Source organism: Buttiauxella agrestis, from assembly GCF_900446255.1.
Taxonomy (GTDB): Bacteria; Pseudomonadota; Gammaproteobacteria; order Enterobacterales; family Enterobacteriaceae; genus Buttiauxella; species Buttiauxella agrestis.
The window spans coordinates 4,048,403-4,068,609 of record NZ_UIGI01000001.1 but is presented as its reverse complement, the minus strand read 5'-3'; the positions used below and the strand labels follow the sequence as shown (position 1 = coordinate 4,068,609).

At 51.3% G+C, this 20,207-nt stretch carries 18 protein-coding genes; 8 read left to right on the top strand and 10 right to left on the bottom strand.

Features of this window, described 5'->3' with window-relative positions; genetic code table 11:
* Window positions 1-24 precede the first annotated feature (24 nt).
* Both DY231_RS19185 and DY231_RS19180 read right to left on the bottom strand, forming a co-directional pair.
* Window positions 25-873, bottom strand: a complete 849-nt coding sequence (locus DY231_RS19185) for a DUF2950 domain-containing protein (RefSeq protein ID WP_115630805.1) — start codon at window positions 871-873, stop codon at window positions 25-27.
* Between the two features lie 11 nt (window positions 874-884).
* On the bottom strand, window positions 885-2,588 hold the full coding sequence (locus DY231_RS19180; protein WP_115630803.1) for a DUF3300 domain-containing protein: 1,704 nt from the start codon (window positions 2,586-2,588) through the stop codon (window positions 885-887).
* A gap of 404 nt (window positions 2,589-2,992) precedes the next feature.
* Here DY231_RS19180 and acnB point away from each other — a divergent pair, with 404 nt between their 5' ends.
* Together acnB and yacL are read left to right on the top strand one after the other, a co-directional pair.
* Window positions 2,993-5,590: a bifunctional aconitate hydratase 2/2-methylisocitrate dehydratase gene (acnB, locus tag DY231_RS19170; protein WP_115630801.1), complete on the top strand. Its 2,598-nt coding sequence runs from the start codon at window positions 2,993-2,995 to the stop codon at window positions 5,588-5,590.
* A gap of 179 nt (window positions 5,591-5,769) precedes the next feature.
* Complete coding sequence (gene yacL / locus DY231_RS19165; protein WP_115630799.1) at window positions 5,770-6,132, top strand: protein YacL; 363 nt, start codon at window positions 5,770-5,772, stop codon at window positions 6,130-6,132.
* Window positions 6,133-6,170: 38 nt separating this feature from the next.
* Here the strand turns inward: yacL and DY231_RS19160 are convergent, their stop codons facing one another.
* The 3 genes from DY231_RS19160 to DY231_RS19150 form a co-directional block, all read right to left on the bottom strand.
* Entirely contained in the window at window positions 6,171-7,478 is a 1,308-nt protein-coding gene (locus DY231_RS19160) for an FKBP-type peptidyl-prolyl cis-trans isomerase N-terminal domain-containing protein (protein WP_115630797.1), read from the bottom strand.
* Window positions 7,475-7,924, bottom strand: a complete 450-nt coding sequence (locus DY231_RS19155) for a YuaE family lipoprotein (RefSeq protein WP_256682721.1) — start codon at window positions 7,922-7,924, stop codon at window positions 7,475-7,477. Before DY231_RS19155 ends, DY231_RS19160 begins: the two co-directional genes overlap by 4 nt.
* Window positions 7,925-8,276: 352 nt before the next feature.
* A complete protein-coding gene (locus tag DY231_RS19150; protein WP_034493417.1) occupies window positions 8,277-8,624 on the bottom strand; it encodes a YacC family pilotin-like protein in 348 nt (115 codons plus the stop codon).
* 156 nt (window positions 8,625-8,780) lie between these two features.
* Here DY231_RS19150 and cueO point away from each other — a divergent pair, with 156 nt between their 5' ends.
* Window positions 8,781-10,367, top strand: a complete 1,587-nt coding sequence (gene cueO / locus DY231_RS19145; protein WP_115630795.1) for a multicopper oxidase CueO — start codon at window positions 8,781-8,783, stop codon at window positions 10,365-10,367.
* Window positions 10,368-10,443: 76 nt separating this feature from the next.
* Here the strand turns inward: cueO and DY231_RS19140 are convergent, their stop codons facing one another.
* The gene (locus tag DY231_RS19140) at window positions 10,444-12,858 is read right to left on the bottom strand and encodes a glucose/quinate/shikimate family membrane-bound PQQ-dependent dehydrogenase (protein ID WP_370511338.1); all 2,415 of its coding nucleotides are present in this window, start codon (window positions 12,856-12,858) and stop codon (window positions 10,444-10,446) included.
* Window positions 12,859-13,018: 160 nt separating this feature from the next.
* Between DY231_RS19140 and hpt the strand changes: the two genes are divergently transcribed.
* Window positions 13,019-13,555, top strand: coding sequence for a hypoxanthine phosphoribosyltransferase (gene hpt, locus DY231_RS19135; RefSeq protein ID WP_034460899.1), 537 nt, complete (start codon window positions 13,019-13,021; stop codon window positions 13,553-13,555).
* 52 nt (window positions 13,556-13,607) lie between these two features.
* On the opposite strand, the gene can is transcribed toward hpt, so the two are convergent.
* Window positions 13,608-14,288: a carbonate dehydratase gene (can, locus tag DY231_RS19130; protein ID WP_034493430.1), complete on the bottom strand. Its 681-nt coding sequence runs from the start codon at window positions 14,286-14,288 to the stop codon at window positions 13,608-13,610.
* A 121-nt stretch (window positions 14,289-14,409) separates the two neighbouring features.
* Between can and DY231_RS19125 the strand changes: the two genes are divergently transcribed.
* The 4 genes from DY231_RS19125 to DY231_RS19110 all read left to right on the top strand — a co-directional run bounded on the left by DY231_RS19125 (window position 14,410) and on the right by DY231_RS19110 (window position 17,985).
* Window positions 14,410-15,336, top strand: coding sequence for an ABC transporter ATP-binding protein (locus DY231_RS19125; protein WP_115630793.1), 927 nt, complete (start codon window positions 14,410-14,412; stop codon window positions 15,334-15,336).
* Complete coding sequence (locus DY231_RS19120) at window positions 15,333-16,103, top strand: ABC transporter permease (RefSeq protein WP_034493435.1); 771 nt, start codon at window positions 15,333-15,335, stop codon at window positions 16,101-16,103. The genes DY231_RS19125 and DY231_RS19120 overlap by 4 nt, the downstream gene beginning before the upstream one ends.
* A 116-nt stretch (window positions 16,104-16,219) precedes the next feature.
* Window positions 16,220-16,651, top strand: a complete 432-nt coding sequence (locus tag DY231_RS19115; protein WP_115630791.1) for a PTS sugar transporter subunit IIA — start codon at window positions 16,220-16,222, stop codon at window positions 16,649-16,651.
* Between the two features lie 83 nt (window positions 16,652-16,734).
* Entirely contained in the window at window positions 16,735-17,985 is a 1,251-nt protein-coding gene (locus tag DY231_RS19110; protein WP_115631898.1) for a polysaccharide deacetylase family protein, read from the top strand.
* Window positions 17,986-18,040: 55 nt separating this feature from the next.
* Here DY231_RS19110 and panD read toward each other — a convergent pair whose 3' ends face one another.
* The 3 genes from panD to panB form a co-directional block, all read right to left on the bottom strand.
* Window positions 18,041-18,421 (bottom strand): aspartate 1-decarboxylase, encoded by a 381-nt coding sequence (gene panD, locus DY231_RS19105; protein ID WP_115630789.1) that lies wholly within the window; start codon window positions 18,419-18,421, stop codon window positions 18,041-18,043.
* A 97-nt stretch (window positions 18,422-18,518) separates the two neighbouring features.
* On the bottom strand, window positions 18,519-19,373 hold the full coding sequence (gene panC, locus DY231_RS19100) for a pantoate--beta-alanine ligase (protein WP_115630787.1): 855 nt from the start codon (window positions 19,371-19,373) through the stop codon (window positions 18,519-18,521).
* 13 nt (window positions 19,374-19,386) lie between these two features.
* Window positions 19,387-20,181: a 3-methyl-2-oxobutanoate hydroxymethyltransferase gene (gene panB, locus DY231_RS19095; RefSeq protein ID WP_115630785.1), complete on the bottom strand. Its 795-nt coding sequence runs from the start codon at window positions 20,179-20,181 to the stop codon at window positions 19,387-19,389.
* Between the last annotated feature and the right edge of the window lie 26 nt (window positions 20,182-20,207).

Here is a 20,207-nt window from a genome sequence, read left to right as displayed (position 1 = left end):
CGCCGAGGCGGGTTTTTTATTGGGTTATTGTTGCTCTTCCTGCCAGCTTTTATCCGGATTGAATTCTTTTATTTCCTGCACTTTCTCAGCCGTTTCTTCCCCTAAATCTTTTTGATAAACCACGCCCTGGTTATTCACCATAAAGGTTGTAACGCCAGTTTCCCCGTATTCAACAGGCCAGGCGATTAACGCAAAACCCTCCGCCATTTTCCCGTCGCTAATATAGTTCTTCGCACCACCCGGAGCGTCAGCCCCCTGAGCGGTCAGGATCCGGAAATGGTAGCCGTGATAGCCCATGCCAGGTTGTACCGGACTGAAGCTTGGGCCGAGAGGGCTGGGTGCTTCGCCAGGCACTGCGGGCCAGTACAACCCATCTTTCTTGCCTTCGGTGCTGACAAACTTCTGAGCGTACTGCTGATCTAGCTGATAATAATCCTGCTGCGCCGCAACGTAGGCTTGAACTGCCTGAATGGCAGACAGTTCGTTCAGACCGATAGTGCGGGTAAGAATTTCATCGGCCGCTCGCTGCATGTCGAAATGCCAGCCTGCCTGTGTTTTCACCATCGGAATCGGCAACTGCCAGTTTTCTTGTCCGACATTCAAATGCGCGGTATCGCCTTGTTCGTCAATCTTATGGCTGACTTTCCAGTCACGAACAAAACGGGCGACGGCTTCAGGATCGGCTTTTTCATCGGGCAGATAGTGCCGCCAGTTATCGCCCAGCACTTCCGTCAGCGCCGCTTCATCCTGGCTTATTACTGCGGTGGCAAATGATTGGGCCGCCAACTCAGGGGTGTTGAACATCTGCTGTGCCTGAACGAAAGCAGGCAACATAAGCATTACTAATGCACTTAACTTCATGCGATTTTTCATGATGCCTCCTTTTAACGGCGATTAAATTCACGATGCCCAGAATTATGTTCTCTTGACGGGCTACGTTGCTCACGATGAGCCGATGAGCGATTCAGACTTTGCTGCCCGCGCTGGTTTTGTGCCTGCCAGGAAGGAGAGCGACTGTCATTCCCGCTAAACGCGTTCGGACGTGATACCGCTCGCTGTGTCTGGCCGAGATTATTACTGCTGCGGTGTTGCTGAGCCGTTTCGCGACGCTGTTGCTGCTGCTGTGAAGTCTGACGATGTTCTTGCGATTTCACATTATCGCGGCGCTGTTGTTGCTGTGCTGTCGGGTTGTGCAACTGAGTTTTAGCCGTGTCCCGGCGTTGTTGCTGATTCGCGGATTGGTTGAACTGTTGCTTCGCAGTATTGCGGCGTGAATCCGCACTTTGCGAATCATAGCCACGGTAATTATTCCGCTGGGCAATCTGGTTCAATTGCTGCGAAGAGGCCTTACGTTGGGTATCACGAGAAGCCAATTGCGGAGCGGCTGCATCAATTCGCCCCTTGTTTTGCTGCAATTGTGTGGCCGCCGCTTGTCGCTGGGCATCACGGTTAACGGGCGCTCTTTGAGTGGAGCTCAAACCGCCTGCGACGTTGGTCTGATGGTAGCGCTGGGCAACATTGCTGTTGTTATAAGGCACGCCATTGCGATAAGCCGGGTTGTGCTGCCAGGCTATATTATTGCGATCCTGAATATTTTGCCCGGAGATACGGTTGAAGTTATTCACGTTGTTAATATTGATGTTATTGCCGTTACCGCCACCATGATAATCACCATTATGGTGATAATCGTCGTCATCCCAGTCGATATTGCTGAATATCGCATAGGTGGTTGCAATACCCAGGCTGAACCCGAGGCCATTCACAAAGCTGTTGCTGAATTGTTCCCCCGGAGGTGGCGGGAGATACGTCGGGGGATAAGCAGTATTAGGCCAGGTGCCATATACCGTGGATGGATTGTAGGTCGGGACATACACCACTTGCGGGTCAGTCGGCTCGATTTTAATCACCGTCTGCGCTGGAGCCGCTGCGACGGTTTTTGATGAAGACGAAGAGGAGCCGGAACTTGCAGGCGCGGCAACCGTCGTATTCTGATTTACGGTGACAGGCGTACTCGTGACCGTTTGTTGTGGCGTAGTTTTTAAAGCGCCGGTTTGCTGCGCCAGCAAACGCAACTTCTGCACTGAATCCATCAAATCTTGTGGCTGGGCTAAAAATGCATCCCCCAGATTTTGTACCCATTCCGGGTTTTCACCCATCAAGGCCATTAACTGCGGGAAGGCGACCAGAGATTTTACGCTCGGATCCCATGGTTGATTTGCCACGGCCTGAATCGCCGCATCACCCTCAAGTTTTGGGTTATCACGCGACCATTGTACCGCCTGAACCACGTTAGCGGGGTAAGTGGCCGCCATTAATACCTGAGACAAAAGTGGGTCAGGGTAGAGCGCTACAGGTGCAACCCATTGGTCGAGTTGTGCCGTGCTGTAGGCCGGTTGCGCGACTGCCGCAGCGGTCGGTGCAGGCGTTGCAGCCGGAGCAGTTTGTGCCACTGGAGCGGGTTGCGTGGTCTGCGCCGCGGGTGTTGTTACAGGCGTTGTCTGGCTTTTCACATACACAACGCCGGACGCCGCTAAAATTCCAACACTGCAAATGAGGGCAAGAATATGAGGCTTAAAGGGCAACTTCATTTAACTTCTCCTGGTATTCAGAAGTAGAGAGCTATGCCGTAAGGCGGCTGTGTCTGGCGAGTATAGGGAGCTGATAGTTTAATTTTTGACTTAAACGGTGATTCTTGCCGTAAATGTTGTCCGAAACCGTGAAATATTATTTCTGGCTATACAAATTCTGTACAAAACCTCGGGTCTGAACGTCGTTTTTTTGTGTCACTAGGTCATATCGAAAAGGAATGTTTTGTCCTTAACGATTCAGCAAGTATTTAATGTTGCTTTTTTGTAAACACATTCACCCTCCCTGAAAATCCTGCTATGCTGCCCGTCGCGGAACCGGGCATTTACCCTACAAACTGCTGTCTCACAGGAGCGTGAAGAGAATAGCCGGAACCGAAATGACAATGAGAGCGAGGAGAACCGTCGTGCTAGAAGAATACCGTAAGCACGTAGCCGAACGTGCTGCAGATGGGATTGTTCCAAAACCTTTAGAAGCATCCCAAATGGCCGCACTGGTCGAGCTGCTGAAAACCCCTCCAGCGGGTGAAGAAGAATTCCTTTTAGATCTTATTACCAATCGTGTTCCGCCGGGCGTTGATGAAGCCGCCTACGTTAAAGCCGGTTTCCTGGCTGCCATCACTAAAGGTGATGCTACCTCCCCATTAATCTCCCCTGAGAAAGCTGTAGAACTGCTTGGCACCATGCAAGGTGGCTACAACATTCATCCGCTGATTGACGCGCTGGATAACGAAAAGCTGGCACCGATTGCAGCTAAAGCGCTGTCTCACACGCTGCTAATGTTCGATAACTTCTACGATGTAGAAGAGAAAGCCAAAGCGGGCAACACCCACGCACAACGAGTGCTGAAATCCTGGGCTGATGCCGAGTGGTTCCTGTCGCGCCCTAAACTGGCTGACAAAATCACCGTTACCGTATTTAAAGTCACTGGTGAAACCAACACCGATGACCTGTCTCCGGCACCTGATGCCTGGTCACGCCCGGATATTCCTCTGCACGCATTAGCGATGCTGAAAAACGCCCGCGAAGGTATCGAACCGGATCAACCTGGAAGCGTTGGCCCGATCAAACAGATCGAAGCGTTAAACAAAAAAGGTTTCCCGCTGGCATATGTGGGCGACGTAGTCGGTACCGGTTCTTCGCGTAAATCTGCAACCAACTCCGTGCTGTGGTTTATGGGCGACGACATCCCGAACGTGCCGAACAAGCGCGGCGGCGGTGTGGTGCTCGGCGGTAAAATTGCACCCATCTTCTTTAACACGATGGAAGATGCGGGTGCGCTGCCAATCGAAGTGGACGTAAACGACCTGAACATGGGCGATGTTATCGACATCTATCCATATAAAGGCGAAGTGCGTAACCATGAAACCAACGAAGTTATCGCAAACTTTGAGCTGAAAACTGACGTGCTGCTGGACGAAGTTCGTGCCGGTGGTCGTATTCCGCTGATCATCGGTCGCGGTCTGACGACTAAAGCACGTGAAGCACTGGATCTGCCACGCAGCGAAGTCTTCGTGCAGGCAAAAGACGTTGTCGCAAGCACTCGCGGCTTCTCTCTGGCGCAGAAAATGGTTGGCCGCGCTTGTGGCGTGGACGGCATTCGTCCGAACCAGTACTGCGAACCAAAAATGACGTCTGTCGGTTCTCAGGACACCACCGGTCCAATGACCCGTGATGAACTCAAAGACCTGGCGTGCCTGGGCTTCTCCGCTGATTTGGTGATGCAGTCCTTCTGCCACACTGCCGCTTATCCTAAGCCGGTAGATGTGAACACTCACCACACGCTGCCTGACTTCATCATGAACCGTGGCGGCGTGTCACTGCGTCCGGGCGATGGTGTTATCCACTCCTGGCTGAACCGTATGCTGCTGCCGGATACCGTCGGTACGGGCGGTGACTCCCACACCCGTTTCCCAATTGGTATTTCCTTCCCAGCGGGTTCTGGTCTGGTCGCGTTTGCTGCGGCAACCGGCGTGATGCCACTGGATATGCCTGAGTCTGTGCTGGTGCGCTTCAAAGGTAAAATGCAGCCTGGGATTACTCTGCGCGACCTGGTTCACGCCATCCCGCTGTATGCCATCAAACAAGGCCTGCTGACCGTTGAGAAGAAAGGTAAGAAAAACATCTTCTCTGGTCGTATCCTGGAAATCGAAGGCTTGCCAACGCTGAAAGTTGAGCAGGCGTTTGAGCTGACGGATGCTTCCGCTGAACGTTCTGCTGCGGGCTGTACCATCAAGCTTGATCGTGAGCCGATTGAAGAATACCTGAGCTCAAACATCGTGCTGCTGAAGTGGATGATCGCAGAAGGTTATGGCGATCGTCGCACACTTGAGCGCCGTATCCAGGGCATGGAAAAATGGCTGGCCGATCCTCAGTTGCTCGAAGCCGATGCCGATGCGGAATACGCAGAGATCATCGAAATCGATCTGAACGATATCAAAGAGCCAATTCTGTGTGCGCCAAACGATCCTGACGATGCACGTCTGCTGTCTGATGTTCAGGGCGAGAAAATCGACGAAGTGTTTATCGGTTCTTGCATGACCAACATCGGCCACTTCCGCGCGGCAGGTAAACTGCTTGATAGCCACAAAGGCCAGCTGCCAACTCGCCTGTGGGTTGCGCCCCCAACGCGTATGGATGCCGCTCAGTTGACTGAGGAAGGCTACTACAGCGTGTTTGGTAAGAGCGGTGCGCGTATCGAAATCCCTGGCTGTTCACTGTGCATGGGGAACCAGGCGCGTGTGGCAGACGGTTCGACCGTGGTTTCAACTTCTACGCGTAACTTCCCTAACCGTTTAGGGACTGGCGCTAACGTCTACCTGGCTTCCGCAGAGCTGGCCGCAGTGGCTTCACTGCTGGGCAAACTGCCAACGCCTGACGAATACCAGACCTTTATGGCCCAGGTTGATAAGACGGCGGTTGATACTTACCGTTACCTGAACTTCGACAAACTTTCTCAGTACACCGAGAAAGCGGACGGCGTGATTTTCCAGACTGCGGTCTAACAATATCAACGCAACCCTCTCTCTGTGGGAGAGGGGCTGGGGGTGAGGGCATCAGGCTCCACCCCCTTTTTATTTGCCCCAGGTGGGTATATGCGCTGTTTTTCGCCGATTTTGCTGCGATACTTACTCTATACGCTAAGGGGTACTGTATTTCCCCAGGCAAGGTAGAGGAAAACACCATGGAATATGAATTTTTGCGTGATGTCACCGGGTTGGTGAAAGTGCGTATGTCGATGGGCCACGAAGTGGTGGGCCATTGGTTTAATGAAGAAGTAAAAGATAATCTTGGGCTGCTCGACGAAGTCGAAGAGGCGGCAAATTCAGTCAAAGGCAGTGAACGCCAGTGGCAACGTGTCGGGCATGAATATACTGTGTTGCTCGATGGTGAAGAAGTGATGATTCGCGCCAATCAGCTGGAAATTTCAGGTGATGAAATGGAAGAGGGGATGAACTACTACGATGAAGAAAGCTTGTCCTTCTGCGGCGTTGAAGATTTTATGCAAGTCATAGCGGCCTATCGCGAGTTTTTGAGCCAGCGATAAAAAAGCAGGCCCTTGTGGGCCTGAATGCTGAACAAGTGTTACCTGGTTTTTTTAATGACATCAACAACGCGGATGCTGTAAGTCATGGTGGCACCCGGTGGTATTTTCGGCGGTAATCCTTTACTGCCATAGGCAAGATCCGGTGGGACGACAACGGTAATAGTGCCGTGGTTGCCCAGACGCTTAAGCGGACCGCTGAAAATCGGTGGGTAAGCACTCAGTGGCTGGGACCAGACTTTGCCTGCCGCTTCCATATCTGTGATGACCGTACCGTCTGTTAGGGTCTCTTTCATCACGATAACCACGGTATCTTCTGGCCCAATCGCGTCCTGGCCTGCGTAATCAATCTTGCTGTAGACGCCTTCTTTGAACTCAACGCCTTTTTGTTTGGCAAATTTCTGCTGGTACAGTTTCCCTTCTTTAATCGACAGGCTCTCTGTTTTAGACAGGTTTTCGTACAACGCCTGAGATGCCGCGGCGAGTGATTTATTTCGCGTGCTTTCATCAAGTGCCAGCGTGCCTTTAAACACATCGTTTATGCCCAACAGGGCGGCATCCCGATCGACCTTCACACCCTGCGATTCACGGGTATTCAGCTCCTGTAGAACGTCATTACCCAGCGAGACACCGATAGAGTAGGCCTGCTGTTGAGGCACCAGCTTCAAATCCACCACGGCGGATTTTTTAGCGGCTTCATCTTTGTACTGCGTAAAATCGCTGGTGAGTTTGGCAAGCTCGGCTTCTTTCGCTTTCACCGCCAGGCTTTCTTGATTCAACTGCTCTTGTAGGGCGCTAATTTGCGTTGAACGCTGTTGCTCATTGGCGTCGAGCTTTTGAGTCAGGCTTTCAAGCTGAGTGCCTTTTTCTTTGAGCTGCGCCTCGAGCAATACCGACTGCTTCTGCACATCGGCAAGCCCGGTGTTTTGCTGCTTCTGCGCATCAAGCTGCGTTTGTAATGCTTTAATCCGTGTCGTCAGCTCCACTTCTTTTTGCGAGAAGGTTTCCTCTTGTGCATTTTTATCTGCAAGCTGCATCTGAAGTTGACGAATGGTGGCATCTTTTTGCGTTAGCCAACCTTGTTGCTGGCTATATTTGCTATCAAGAGAACTTTTCTTGTCGCTTGCCAGGACCCGTTTCTGGCTTTTCGGAGCCGCCTGAACGGACCCGGAAGAAGGTTTACCCTGTTCTTGCTGCGCATAATTCAGAATTGCTGGCACAGAGTTATCGAAATTAGAACTCGCCGTAATAACAGCTAACGGATCTTCTTCCGCATTGGCGGGGTGACTTAACCCGTACAGGAAAGTTATTGCCAACGGAACGTGTAATATTAAAGAGTGACGTTTCATCGGATAGCACTCTCACCGCGTTGCACCAGACTGTCCATTAATTCTTTATCAATATCGGCACACAGCTTCACACTCTTAAAGTGATACATTGAGTCAATGGCCTGGCGTGTGGTATCACCCACTTGCCCGCGCACTGCATTATATTGTGAGGCTGCGCTAACAAGAGAATTAAAGTCATTACTTAATTTACGCGCGCGGCCTGGATTCACTTTCTGTAAAGAATCAAGTGCCATGCGACAAAAGGTAATTTGTTCTTGTTGAGGTGTTTTCACCGTAGGCTGAGAGATGCTTTCCATGTTCGGTGCGGGTTGAATAGTCTGTATTGCTTGTGTTTTTGCATTGGGCTTTGCTTGCTGTGAGGAAGAAGCACTACAGCCGCTGACCAACATGAGAACCATAGTTGCAATCGCCGGGCAAAAAACGTTGATGGCGTTTTTAATTGTCATGGTCACGTATATCCATCCTTTGGTATTATTTTAAAAACTATGCTGATTTCCATAGCAGTTAATAAGCTCTGGCGATGAGCTAAAGTAAAATGGTTTCTCTTTATATGAATAAATAGCCTGGTGTAAGGTGATAAATGTCTTCACCTAATTAATAATTAAAAAGCACACTATAATATTACTCTTATTAAAATTGGCTCAATTAACCACTTGCCTGAACAAGAATAAACCCTTTTTATTTTTACGCAATTGGCTGAATGTTTTTTAGGAAATTGTTATATATCACCATCCGTATTTGACAAAAATAGCCGCTTTAGGGCGGCTATAATTTCCAGAAGTGTTTTAAAAAGACGGGTTACTTCACGTAGGCGAGTAAACTTAACGAGTCACGGGCAAGGGATTTGCATTTGTTCGCGGTAGGGATAGCGATACCACTTAAATCACGATAACTATCTTCACCGAGCGCCTTCATATTAAAGGTGTCGTAATTGCTCAAATCCCACTGGTTTTGCTGGGCAAAAAAGACCAGTGCACGGCGAATTTGTCCGTTCGGCAGATTTTGGTAGCCACAATCGTTTTTCAGGAACACAAACACAGCAGTAAGATCGGCCATATCTTCTGCTTCAGACTCGCTAAGTGCCTGACTGCTGGTGGAAAAAGCCATCAACAAGCCCAGGATTAATGCCCTAACTCCCATCTTCATCACATCTACCACTTTTTATCAGATACGAAACGTTAACACAGTTAAATATGGTGCGACGAGATTTATTATCTGCCCTGCAACCCGTATAAAACTTGACCTTCCCCTAAGGGCAGAGTTTATGCTCACTATCACGCCTGCTAATGAAAGGAACTGAATATGCAACGCCGTGATTTTCTAAAATATTCTGCTGCTATTGGCGCTTTTAGCGCGCTGCCGCTCTGGAGTAAAGCGGCACTGGCTGCCGACAGACCCGCATTACCGATCCCCGGAATTCTCGCCCCAGATGCAAAGAATAGCATCCGTTTAGCCGTGCAAGCGGGCAAAAGCACTTTTAATGGCAAGACAGCCACCACGTGGGGCTATAACGGCAATTTACTGGGACCGGCTTTGCAACTGACGCAGGGCGAAGAAGTCACGGTCGAGATTAATAACCAACTGGCAGAAGAAACCACGGTTCACTGGCATGGATTGGAAGTTCCTGGTGATGTCGATGGCGGGCCACAAGGCGTGATCGCCGCTGGTGGCAAACGCACCGTGAAATTCACTCCGCAGCAACGTGCCGCCACTTGCTGGTTCCACCCGCATCAGCATGGCAAAACCGGCCATCAGGTGGCTATGGGGCTGGCGGGACTGGTACTGATTGACGATCCTGAAAGCCGTGCGCTGCGTTTGCCAAAACAGTGGGGCATTGATGATGTGCCATTAATTATTCAGGACAAACGTTTTGCGGCTGACGGCCAAATTGACTACCAACTGGACGTGATGAGTGCGGCGGTCGGTTGGTTTGGCGATACGTTGCTGTGCAACGGCGCGGTGTATCCGCAGCATGCGAACCCGCGCGGCTGGCTGCGTTTACGTCTGCTCAATGGTTGTAATGCCCGTTCTCTGAACATTGCCGCCAGCGACAACCGCCCACTGTATGTGGTTGGCAGCGACGGTGGCTTACTGGCGGAGCCGGTAAAAGTGACCGAACTGCCAATGCTGATGGGCGAGCGTTTCGAAGTGCTGGTCGATACCCACGACGGCAAAGCGTTCGATATCGTCACACTGCCGGTTAAACAAATGGGCATGACGGTTGCGCCGTTCGACAAACCGCAGCCTGTGGTGCGTATTCAGCCGCTGATTATTGCCGCATCTGGCGATATGCCTGACAAACTGGCTAACGTTCCCGCAATTCCTGCTCTGGACGGTGTCACCGAGCGTTGGTTACAGCTGATGATGGACCCGATGCTGGACATGATGGGGATGCAAGCGCTGATGGACAAATATGGCCAGCAGGCGATGGCGGGCATGAATATGGCCGGGCATGGCAGCATGATGGGTAATATGGACCACGGAAAGATGGACCACGGCAAAATGAATCATGGTGGTATGAATCATGGCCAGCAGGGCTTTGACTTCCACAATGCGAATAAGATTAATGGCAAAGCATTTGATATGAACACGCCTGCGTTTGCGGTCGAGAAGGGCAAGTACGAGAAATGGACGATTTCTGGTGAAGGCGACATGATGCTGCACCCGTTCCATATTCACGGCACGCAGTTCCGCATTCTGAGTGAAAATGGTAAGCCGGTTGAGGCTCATCGTCAGGGCTGGAAAGACACGGTTCGTGTGGAAGGCGGGCGCAGTGAAGTGTTAGTGCGCTTTGATCATGCGGCTGCGAAAGAGCAGGCGTATATGGCGCATTGCCATCTGCTGGAACATGAAGATACCGGCATGATGCTTGGGTTTACGGTGGCGTAAAAAAGGCGGATGAACAGAAGTCTGTTCATCCGCCAGTTTCGTCGGTCGGATAAGCGCAGTGCCACCCGACAGTTTTTTACTTAGCGTCGTCCGGCAAAGCGTAAGCGACGATGTAATCGCCCATCTTCGTTCCAAACGAACCATGGCCGCCCGCGGAAATGACCACGTACTGTTTGCCATTCACTTCATAAGTCATCGGCGTTGCCTGCCCACCAGCTGGCAGGCGTGCTTCCCACAGCTTGTCACCGTTGCTCATATTGTACGCACGCAGGTAGTTATCTGCGGTTGCGCCAATAAACAACACGTTCCCGGCGGTAGAAATGGGGCCGCCAAGCATCGGCATCCCCATTTTAAACGGCAGTGGGAGCGGTGAGCTGTCGCGAACAGTACCGATACGTTTCTTCCACACCACATCGTTGGTTTTCAAATCTACCGCAGAAATGTAGCCCCACGCCGGTTGCTTACACGGCAAACCAAACGGAGAGAGGAACGGATTCAGCGTCACGCCATACGGTACGCCGTACTGTGGCTGGATGCCCGTTTCAGTGCCTGAACCTTTGGCATCTTTCGGCGGCTCCATCGGGTTGCCAGGACCGCGTGGCATCAGCCTGGAAACAAACGGCAGTGCCATTGGGTTAGCAATCGCAACCTGACGATTCGGGTCAACCGAAATCCCACCCCATTCGAACATTCCCAGGTTCCCAGGGAATACCAGTGTGCCTTGCTCAGATGGCGGTGTGAAAATGCCTTCATAGCGCAGCTTGTGGAAGATAATGCGGCAGACCATCTGGTCGTACAGCGTGGCACCCCACATATCCGCACCGCTCAGGTCTTTCTTCGGACGGAAACTCAAATCCGAGAACGGCTGAGTTGGCGTCACGTAATCGCCTTTCGCAGCACCTTGTGGCACTGGTTTTTCCGGAGCCGGAACCACCAGTTTGCCGTCACGACGGTCGAGCACAAAAATGTTACCGGTTTTCGCAGGCGCATAGATAACCGGAACGGTTTCGCCTTTAACGGTAATATCCGCAAGCGTTGGCTGCGACGGCATGTCCATATCCCACAGGTCATGGTGAACTGTTTGATAAGACCAGGCCAGTTTGCCGGTGGTGGCGTTCAGCGCCAGAATGCTGCTGGCATAACGCTCCTGTTCCGGTGTGCGGTTGCCGCCCCAGATATCGGGAGTGGTAACACCCATCGGCAGGTACACCAAATCAAGCTTCGCGTCGTAGGCCGCAGGTGCCCAGGAGTTTGGTGAGTTAATGGTGAAGTGGTGTTCATCGCCCGGAACGGTATTCGGGTCTTTCGCACCCGGGTCGAATGCCCACAGCAGCTTGCCGCTGTTCACATCAAACCCACGAATCACACCAGACGGCTCGCGCGTCGAGTAGTTATCCGTCACAGCACCTGCAATCACGATCACTTTATCGGTGATGATGGGCGGTGAAGTTGGCTCATACATACCAGGTGTGGTGACCGGCATGTTGGTTTGCAGATTCAGAATGCCTTTGTTAGCAAAGCTTTCGCAGAGCTGACCGTTATCGGCATTAATCGCAAACAGGCGGCCATCATTCACCGGAAGAATGATTCGACGTGGGCAGTCTGAAACCACATCCGGGCTTGAGTTAGCCGCTTTCGCTTCGTGGTAAGAAACGCCACGACAGGTCACGTGCTGGAATGAAGGGTTGGTATCCAGACGCGGATCGAACTTCCACTTCTGCTTACCGGTGGCTGCATCCAGCGCAAATAATTGCTGGTGCGCAGTACACAGGTACAGCGTGTCGCGGATTTTAATCGGGGTCACTTCGTTCGTGATTTCACCTGGATCGCTTGCGCGTTTCACATCACCGGTCTGGAAGGTCCACGCTTCTTTAAGCTCACCGACGTTTTTATCGTTGATCTGCTTCAAAGGAGAGTAGCGTTGGCCTTCCTGGTTGCGACCATACGCAGGCCAGTCGGCATCCGGAATGGTGGCGCTCGCCGCCGGATGCGTTTGAGCATCAGCACTGAGCGTGCCGTTGATCTCTTGTGGGTCGTTAAATACCGCCCAGACCAGCCCAATCACGGTGATGACTAATACCGCGCCCAATGCCGGAGCCGCACCCGCTGATGGCTTAATCAGCTGACGGTACACAAACGGCAGCAGTAACCACACGCCGAAGAAGAACAGAACGTCTAAACGCGGGGTTAATGCCCAGAAATCGAAACCGACTTCCCAGACAGACCACGCGACGGTGCAAAGCAGTAATGCGGCATAAATCCAAAGTGCCAGAGCTTTACGTTGCCAAAGTAACCATGCGGTGATGAGCATCACCGCGCCTGCAATTGGGTAGTACCAGGACCCACCAATTGCCACTAACCATATCCCGCCAATAAATAAATACAGCCCGCTCAGTACCGCAAACAGGACTGTTAAGGTTGCGATGACTCGCGAACCACTGTTATTTGTTTTCACAATTATCACGCTCTTAAAAGTTTGATAGCAATTCATTATAGTTATTAACAAGTGTGATATTCATCACATAAATGGCTTTTTTACCAATTGGGCACGGGAATGGGTTTTGCTGTTATACTGCTGGCCTGAATATTTTGTGTTGGCTGATATTTAACCGACATCGAATGATTTATTTTTAAATCATATGGTTATAACTATGAAACATACTGTTGAAGTGATGATCCCCGAAGCGGAGATCAAAGCCCGTATCGCTGAACTGGGTCGTGAGATCACTGAACATTATCGTGATAGCGGTAGTGATATGGTGCTGGTTGGCCTGCTGCGTGGCTCGTTTATGTTCATGGCGGACCTGTGCCGTGAAGTGCAAGTGCCCCACGAAGTCGATTTTATGACCGCATCGAGTTACGGCAGCGGCATGTCTACCACCCGTGATGTGAAAATCCTGAAAGATCTTGATGAGGATATTCGCGGTAAAGATGTGCTGATCGTCGAAGATATTATCGACTCCGGTAATACCTTGAGCAAAGTGCGTGAGATCCTGAGCCTGCGTGAGCCAAAGTCACTGGCGATTTGTACGCTGCTGGATAAACCGGAACGCCGCGAAGTTGACGTGAACGTGGAGTGGGTGGGTTTCGCCATTCCTGACGAGTTCGTAGTGGGTTATGGTATTGATTACGCTCAGCGTTATCGCCATCTGCCGTACGTCGGCAAAGTGGTTCTGCTGGACGAATAAGTCGGTAGCATTCATTAAAAAAGGGCCTTTAAGGCCCTTTTTGCTATCTGACTTACTGCGAAGGTGTTCTATTCTTATGGCTGATATGAGAGTTTTGCAGGTTTGAAATCCCGCTGCGGTAACCTTGCTCCAGCGATTCTCGGCTGGTAGCGGTGACTTCTAAATCGCGCAGGCGACCATCGTGAATACCGTAAGCCCAACCGTGAACTGTCACTTTTTGCCCGCGTTTCCACGCAGACTGCATAATGGTGGAATGACCGAGGTTATAAACCTGCTCCATCACATTCAGCTCGCAAAGTGTGTCCAGGCGCTGCTCCGGTGGGAGTTCTCCCAGTAGCGAACTATGCTTGAACCAGATATCGCGAATGTGCAGCAACCAGTTGTTGATAAGCCCTAAGTCCGGGTTCTCAACCGCCGCTTGTACACCGCCACATCCGTAGTGACCGCAAATAATAATGTGTTCAACTTCAAGAACATCAACCGCATACTGCACAACGGAAAGGCAATTCAAGTCCGTATGAATAACCAGGTTTGCGACATTGCGGTGAACAAACAACTCGCCAGGCTCAAGGCCGGTCAGACGCTCTGCGGGTACACGACTATCAGAACAGCCAATCCACAAGAAGCGAGGCTTTTGGGCTTGAGACAAACGTTCGAAAAAGCCCGGGTCTTCGTCCTCCATCAGTTTTGACCAGACCTGGTTATTGCTGATGAGGGTATCTATGTCTTTCATGGAAGTTAACAACCTGTAACGGAAGAAGTGCGTTGAGGTAATATAGGGCAACTGATAGTGCAACTGAAATAATTTTTAAACAGCTTAACTTTTTTGTACCGGACAAGGTAACCGTATATCCATGACAATTGCATTAGAACTGGAACAGTTAACGAAAACCTATGCTGGCGGTGTTCAGGCGCTACGTGGCATAGATCTTCGTGTTGAAGCAGGTGATTTTTATGCGCTGCTGGGGCCGAATGGCGCAGGGAAATCTACCACCATCGGTATCATCAGTTCGCTGGTTAATAAAACTTCTGGCCGGGTTCGTGTGTTTGGTTACGACCTGGAAAAAGACGTGGTTAACGCCAAACGTCAGCTCGGACTGGTGCCGCAAGAATTTAACTTCAACCCGTTTGAAACCGTGCAGCAAATTGTGGTGCATCAGGCGGGTTATTACGGCGTCGAACGTGCTGATGCCATCGCGCGTAGCGAAAAGTACCTGAAACAGCTCGATCTGTGGGAAAAACGCAACGAACGTGCACGTATGTTATCCGGCGGCATGAAGCGCCGTTTGATGATTGCCCGTGCCTTAATGCACGAGCCAAAACTGCTGATCCTCGATGAGCCAACGGCGGGTGTTGATATCGAACTTCGCCGTTCTATGTGGGGCTTCCTGAAAGATCTGAACGATAAAGGCACCACCATCATTCTGACCACTCACTACCTTGAAGAAGCAGAAATGCTGTGCCGCAATATCGGCATTATTCAAAACGGCGAGCTGGTAGAAAATACCTCGATGAAGTCATTACTTTCAAAGCTGAAATCAGAAACGTTTATTCTCGATCTTGCGCCGAAAAGCCCGCTGCCCAAACTCGATGGCTACCAGTATCGCCTGGTGGACACCTCAACACTTGAAGTGGAAGTGCTGCGTGAGCAAGGGATTAATAGCGTATTCAGCCAGTTAAGCTCGCAAGGAGTTCAGGTGTTAAGTATGCGTAACAAAGCTAACCGTCTGGAAGAGTTGTTCGTCACGCTGGTTAACGGCCCGAAAGGAGGAAAGGCATGATGCATCTCTATTGGGTCGCGTTAAAAAGTATCTGGACCAAAGAAATTCACCGTTTCACGCGTATCTGGATTCAAACTTTGGTGCCGCCAGTCATCACCATGACGTTGTATTTTATTATCTTTGGTAATCTGATTGGCTCGCAGATCGGCTCCATGCATGGTTTCACCTACATGCAATTTATCGTGCCGGGTTTGATCATGATGGCGGTGATCACCAACTCTTATGCCAACGTGGCTTCTTCATTCTTTAGCGCCAAATTCCAGCGCAATATTGAAGAGTTGCTGGTGGCTCCGGTGCCAACCCACATTATCATCGCGGGCTATGTTGGCGGTGGCGTGGCGCGTGGCCTGTGTGTTGGCATTCTGGTGACGGCTGTTTCATTGTTCTTCGTGCCATTCCAGGTTCACTCGTGGCTGTTTGTCGCGTTGACGCTGTTACTGACCGCCATTTTGTTCTCGCTGGCCGGTTTGCTGAACGCTGTGTTTGCCAAAACCTTTGACGACATTAGCCTGATTCCCACCTTCGTGCTGACTCCGCTGACCTATTTAGGCGGCGTGTTCTACTCTCTTTCATTGTTGCCACCCTTCTGGAAAGCGCTGTCTCACCTTAACCCGGTGGTGTATATGATTAGCGGCTTCCGGTATGGTTTCCTCGGCATCAATGACGTGCCGCTGTTGTTTACCGTTGCAGTGCTGGTGGGCTTTATCCTGGCCTTCTACATTCTGTGCTGGTATCTGATTCAACGCGGTCGCGGCCTGCGCAGCTAATATCGATACCCCCGAAATGGGGGGTTATCGAAGAATTTTCTTACTCAGTTTTGATTAGCATCAGGGAGCTTACTTTTCGCTCTGGCACACTTGCGCTCTGCGAAAAGGAGAACGCCATGTTAGGTTGGGTTATTGCCGGTCATGACTATTATGCTCAGGATATGCTGGATGCAATCGAGCGACGTTTTGGCCCGCAGCCGCAATGCTGCGCGGTGAATTACTGGAAAGGGCTGAGCACCAATATGCTGAGCCGGATGATGTGCGATGCGTTGTATAACTGCGACTCCGGCGATGGCGTTATTTTTCTGACCGACCAAACCGGTGCGGCGCCATACCGTACTGCGGCGCTGATGAGCCACCAACATTCTCATTGCGAGGTGATTTCTGGCGTCACGCTTCCCACGTTATTTGCGATGCGCGCCCAGCGTGAAACGCTGACCAGCGAACAATTTCGCGACCGTATTGTTGAGCAGGGGGGCGGTGATATCACCAGCCTTTGGCATCAACAACAAAAGAATCCCCCGTTCGTCCTACTCCACCAATATTGATTTGAAAGATTGGTATTGAGTGATCTTTTGTTAGAATGGCGACTCTTTCCGCCATTGAGACACTCAGTGCAATCAAACTCGTTATGCTAACTCGCCTTCTTTTTTCCGTGTTGATGCTCATTTGTGGCAGCAGTGCGAATGCCAGCCTGCTCAGCAGCCATCACACCCCCGCGCAATACATGCAGACCACCGAAGACGCCGATATCTGGGCGCAGGTTGGGGACAAAGTCATTTCTGTGGGCACAATTGAGGAAGGGCAAATACTGGCCGTCGTGCCAATTGCCGCGGATTATTATGAGTTTAGTTTCGGTTTTGGTACCGGTTTTATTGATAAAACCCACCTCGAGCCGGTGTCGGGGAAACAGCGCGTCGAAGACCGATTGGGTGATTTGAACAAGCCGCTCAGTAATCAGAATCTGGTCACTTTCCGCGATGTCACGGTATACAACGCACCCGACAACGGCAGCGCACCGTTTGGCACGCTGGCAGATAATTTGCGTTATCCGATCATTGCTAAACTGAAAGACCGTTTAAACCAGACCTGGTATCAAATTCGGATTGGCAACCGTCTTGGGTATGTCAGCAGCCTTGATGCGCAGCCCGATAACGGCATTCCGGTGCTGACCTATCACCACATCTTGCGCGATGAAGAGAACACCCGCTTCCGTCATACCTCAACCACTACCTCGGTTGTTGCATTTAGTAACCAAATGACCTGGCTGCGCGATACGGGTTACACCACACTCACGATGTACCAGCTTGAGGGCTATGTGCGTAACCGCATGAACCTGCCAGCGCGGGCGGTGGTGATTACGTTTGATGATGGCCTGAAATCGGTTTATCGCTACGCTTACCCAATTCTTAAAGAGTACGGTTTTAAAGCAACGTCCTTTATTATTTCGTCGCGCATAAAAGCGCACCCGCAACTCTGGAATCCAAAATCGCTGCAATTTATGAGTCTCTCGGAATTGCAGGGCAGTCAGGATGTGTTTGATATCCAGTCGCATACGCATTTTTTGCATCGCGTTGACGCCAACCGCCAGCCGACACTTTTACGCCGAACCTATCGCAATATTCTGCTCGATTTTGAGCATTCAAGACGCGCGCTGGCCCAGTTTAATCCGCATGTTTTATACCTGTCGTATCCGTTTGGCGGCTACAACGATAAAGCGGTACAAGCCGCGAATGATGCGGGGTTCCATATGGCGGTGACAACGGTGCGCGGGAAGGTGAAACCGGGAGATAATCCGTTTTTGCTAAAACGGCTTTATATTCTGCGTACTGATTCGCTGGAAACGATGTCGCGGCTTATCAGTAACCAGCCGCAGTCTTGAGACAAAAAAAGACCTGCTTAATAAAGCAGGTCTTTTTCTTACTAAAACTCAGGGGTTATGCCACCTGAACCGGTACGGCTTTCGCCAGGCGTTTCATGTCGTTATCGCCATCGAAATAGGCCACTTTTGGCTGCCAGCTACGCGCTTGCTCATCCGGCATGGTGACGTAAGTGGCGATAATCAGAATGTCACCAACATCAGCACAGTGTGCCGCGGCGCCATTTACCGAAATGATTTTAGAACCACGTTCGCCAGCGATAGCGTAAGTTGAAAAACGCTTACCGTTGGTGACGTTATAAATATCAATGGCTTCATATTCCAGAATGCCTGCCGCCTCAAGGAAGTCCTGATCGATGGCGCAGGAGCCTTCATAGTGCAAATCCGCCTGCGTCACTTTGACACGGTGAAGTTTGCCTTGCAGCATGGTGCGTATCATAGCTTAAACCTTCATCACTAGAGTTACGTAAGCAGCAAGCCAGAGTGCTTGCCACCGGAATTTAGTCGGGCAGTATTGCCCGATTTTATGACGCTGTCTACTGCGCCAGTTCGACCTGAATATTATCAATCAAACGCGCCTGACCCAGCCACGCGGCCATTAAAACAACAGCGCGTTTGCTTTCAACATTTAGCTCCAGCAGGGTATCGGCATCGCGGATTTGCAGGTCGTCGGAGCGGAAACCTTTTTCGTTAAGCTCGGTTGCGGCAATCGCCAGCATCTCTTCGGTATCACGCTCACCGGCACGCAGTTTATCGGCAATTGACTGCATCACCTTGTGCAAACCCGGCGCGATTTTGCGCTGCTCGGCGGTCAGATAACCATTACGTGAACTCAGCGCCAGGCCATCTTTTGCACGCACCGTTGGCACGCCGATGATTTCAATGTCGTAGCCCATGTCCGCCACCATTTTGCGGATCACGGCGACTTGCTGGAAGTCTTTTTCGCCGAAGCAAGCGATGTCAGGCTGCACCATATTAAACAGCTTGCTGACGATGGTCGAAACGCCACGGAAATGCCCAGGGCGACTTGCGCCTTCAAGCATTGTCGAGAGGCCTGGCACTTCGACAAAGGTCTGAGAATCCAGGCCTTGCGGGTAAATATCGGCAGGAGCAGGTGCAAATACCAAATCCACTTTGCGACGGTTGAGCTTTTCGCAATCTTCCTGCAAGGTGCGCGGGTAGCGGGTTAAATCATCCGGACGGTCAAACTGCATTGGATTAACAAAAATAGTGGTGACCACCACATCGGCGCGGCTTTTGGCATCATCGACCAGCTTCATATGGCCGTCATGCAGGTTGCCCATCGTCGGCACCAGCGCGATGCGTTTGCCTTCCTGGCGCCAGCGGCGAATTTGCTGACGTAACAGCGGTATGGTTTCGATAATCAACACAACCCTTCTCCTGTCAGTGGAAACTGTGTTCTTCACCTGGATAGGTGCCGGACTCAACTTCGGAAATGTACTGTCGCACCGCAGCGCGCATATCACCGGTTCCGGTGAGGAAGTTTTTCGCAAACTTTGGAATATGGCCGCCGGTAATGCCAAATGCATCATGCATCACCAGAATCTGCCCGTCAGTGACGTTGCCTGCACCGATGCCGATAACCGGAATGGTCAGCGCGTCAGTAATGCGTTTCGCCAGTGCAACCGGCACGCACTCGAGCACTAACAGTTGTGCTCCTGCGGCTTCGAGAGCGACGGCATCATCAAACAGCGTTTGCGCAGCAGCCTCATCACGTCCCTGAATTTTATAGCCACCGAAAATGTTGACCGATTGCGGCGTCAGACCCAAATGCCCGCAAACGGGAACGGCACGCTCGGTCAGCATTTTGACAGTGTCAGCCAGCCAACGACCGCCTTCAAGCTTGACCATATTGGCACCGGCGCGCATCAGTTCGGCGGAGTTGGCAAAGGTTTGTTCAGGCGTGGCGTAAGACATAAACGGCAGGTCGGCCAGCAGCAGGCAATTTGGCGCACCACGGCGCACGGCGCGTGTGTGGTAGGCAATATCCTGCACGGTGACGGGCAGAGTGGAGTCGTGGCCCTGAACGGTCATCCCTAACGAATCGCCAACCAGCATCACGCCAATGCCTTCATCGGCAAACAGTTTTGCAAAGCTGAAATCGTAGGCGGTGATTGTCGCGAATTTGCGTTGAGCCTGTTTCCACTGGCGCAACTGAGACATGGTGGTTGGTTTCATGGCAGTCCCGGAATGATATTAATTAA

Bases quoted from the DNA above. Each gene is read 5' to 3' on its own strand.
- DY231_RS19115 (WP_115630791.1), top strand. From the start codon at position 16,220: ATGTTAGGTTGGGTTATTGCCGGTCATGACTATTATGCTCAGGATATG.
- panD (WP_115630789.1), bottom strand. From the start codon at position 18,421: ATGATACGCACCATGCTGCAAGGCAAACTTCACCGTGTCAAAGTGACG.
- DY231_RS19185 (WP_115630805.1), bottom strand. From the start codon at position 873: ATGAAAAATCGCATGAAGTTAAGTGCATTAGTAATGCTTATGTTGCCT.
- DY231_RS19155 (WP_256682721.1), bottom strand. From the start codon at position 7,924: ATGACAATTAAAAACGCCATCAACGTTTTTTGCCCGGCGATTGCAACT.
- DY231_RS19160 (WP_115630797.1), bottom strand. From the start codon at position 7,478: ATGAAACGTCACTCTTTAATATTACACGTTCCGTTGGCAATAACTTTC.
- DY231_RS19140 (WP_370511338.1), bottom strand. From the start codon at position 12,858: ATGAATTGCTATCAAACTTTTAAGAGCGTGATAATTGTGAAAACAAAT.
- DY231_RS19150 (WP_034493417.1), bottom strand. From the start codon at position 8,624: ATGAAGATGGGAGTTAGGGCATTAATCCTGGGCTTGTTGATGGCTTTT.
- hpt (WP_034460899.1), top strand. From the start codon at position 13,019: ATGAAACATACTGTTGAAGTGATGATCCCCGAAGCGGAGATCAAAGCC.
- DY231_RS19110 (WP_115631898.1), top strand. From the start codon at position 16,735: ATGCTAACTCGCCTTCTTTTTTCCGTGTTGATGCTCATTTGTGGCAGC.
- panB (WP_115630785.1), bottom strand. From the start codon at position 20,181: ATGAAACCAACCACCATGTCTCAGTTGCGCCAGTGGAAACAGGCTCAA.
- cueO (WP_115630795.1), top strand. From the start codon at position 8,781: ATGCAACGCCGTGATTTTCTAAAATATTCTGCTGCTATTGGCGCTTTT.
- yacL (WP_115630799.1), top strand. From the start codon at position 5,770: ATGGAATATGAATTTTTGCGTGATGTCACCGGGTTGGTGAAAGTGCGT.
- DY231_RS19120 (WP_034493435.1), top strand. From the start codon at position 15,333: ATGATGCATCTCTATTGGGTCGCGTTAAAAAGTATCTGGACCAAAGAA.
- can (WP_034493430.1), bottom strand. From the start codon at position 14,288: ATGAAAGACATAGATACCCTCATCAGCAATAACCAGGTCTGGTCAAAA.
- DY231_RS19180 (WP_115630803.1), bottom strand. From the start codon at position 2,588: ATGAAGTTGCCCTTTAAGCCTCATATTCTTGCCCTCATTTGCAGTGTT.
- DY231_RS19125 (WP_115630793.1), top strand. From the start codon at position 14,410: ATGACAATTGCATTAGAACTGGAACAGTTAACGAAAACCTATGCTGGC.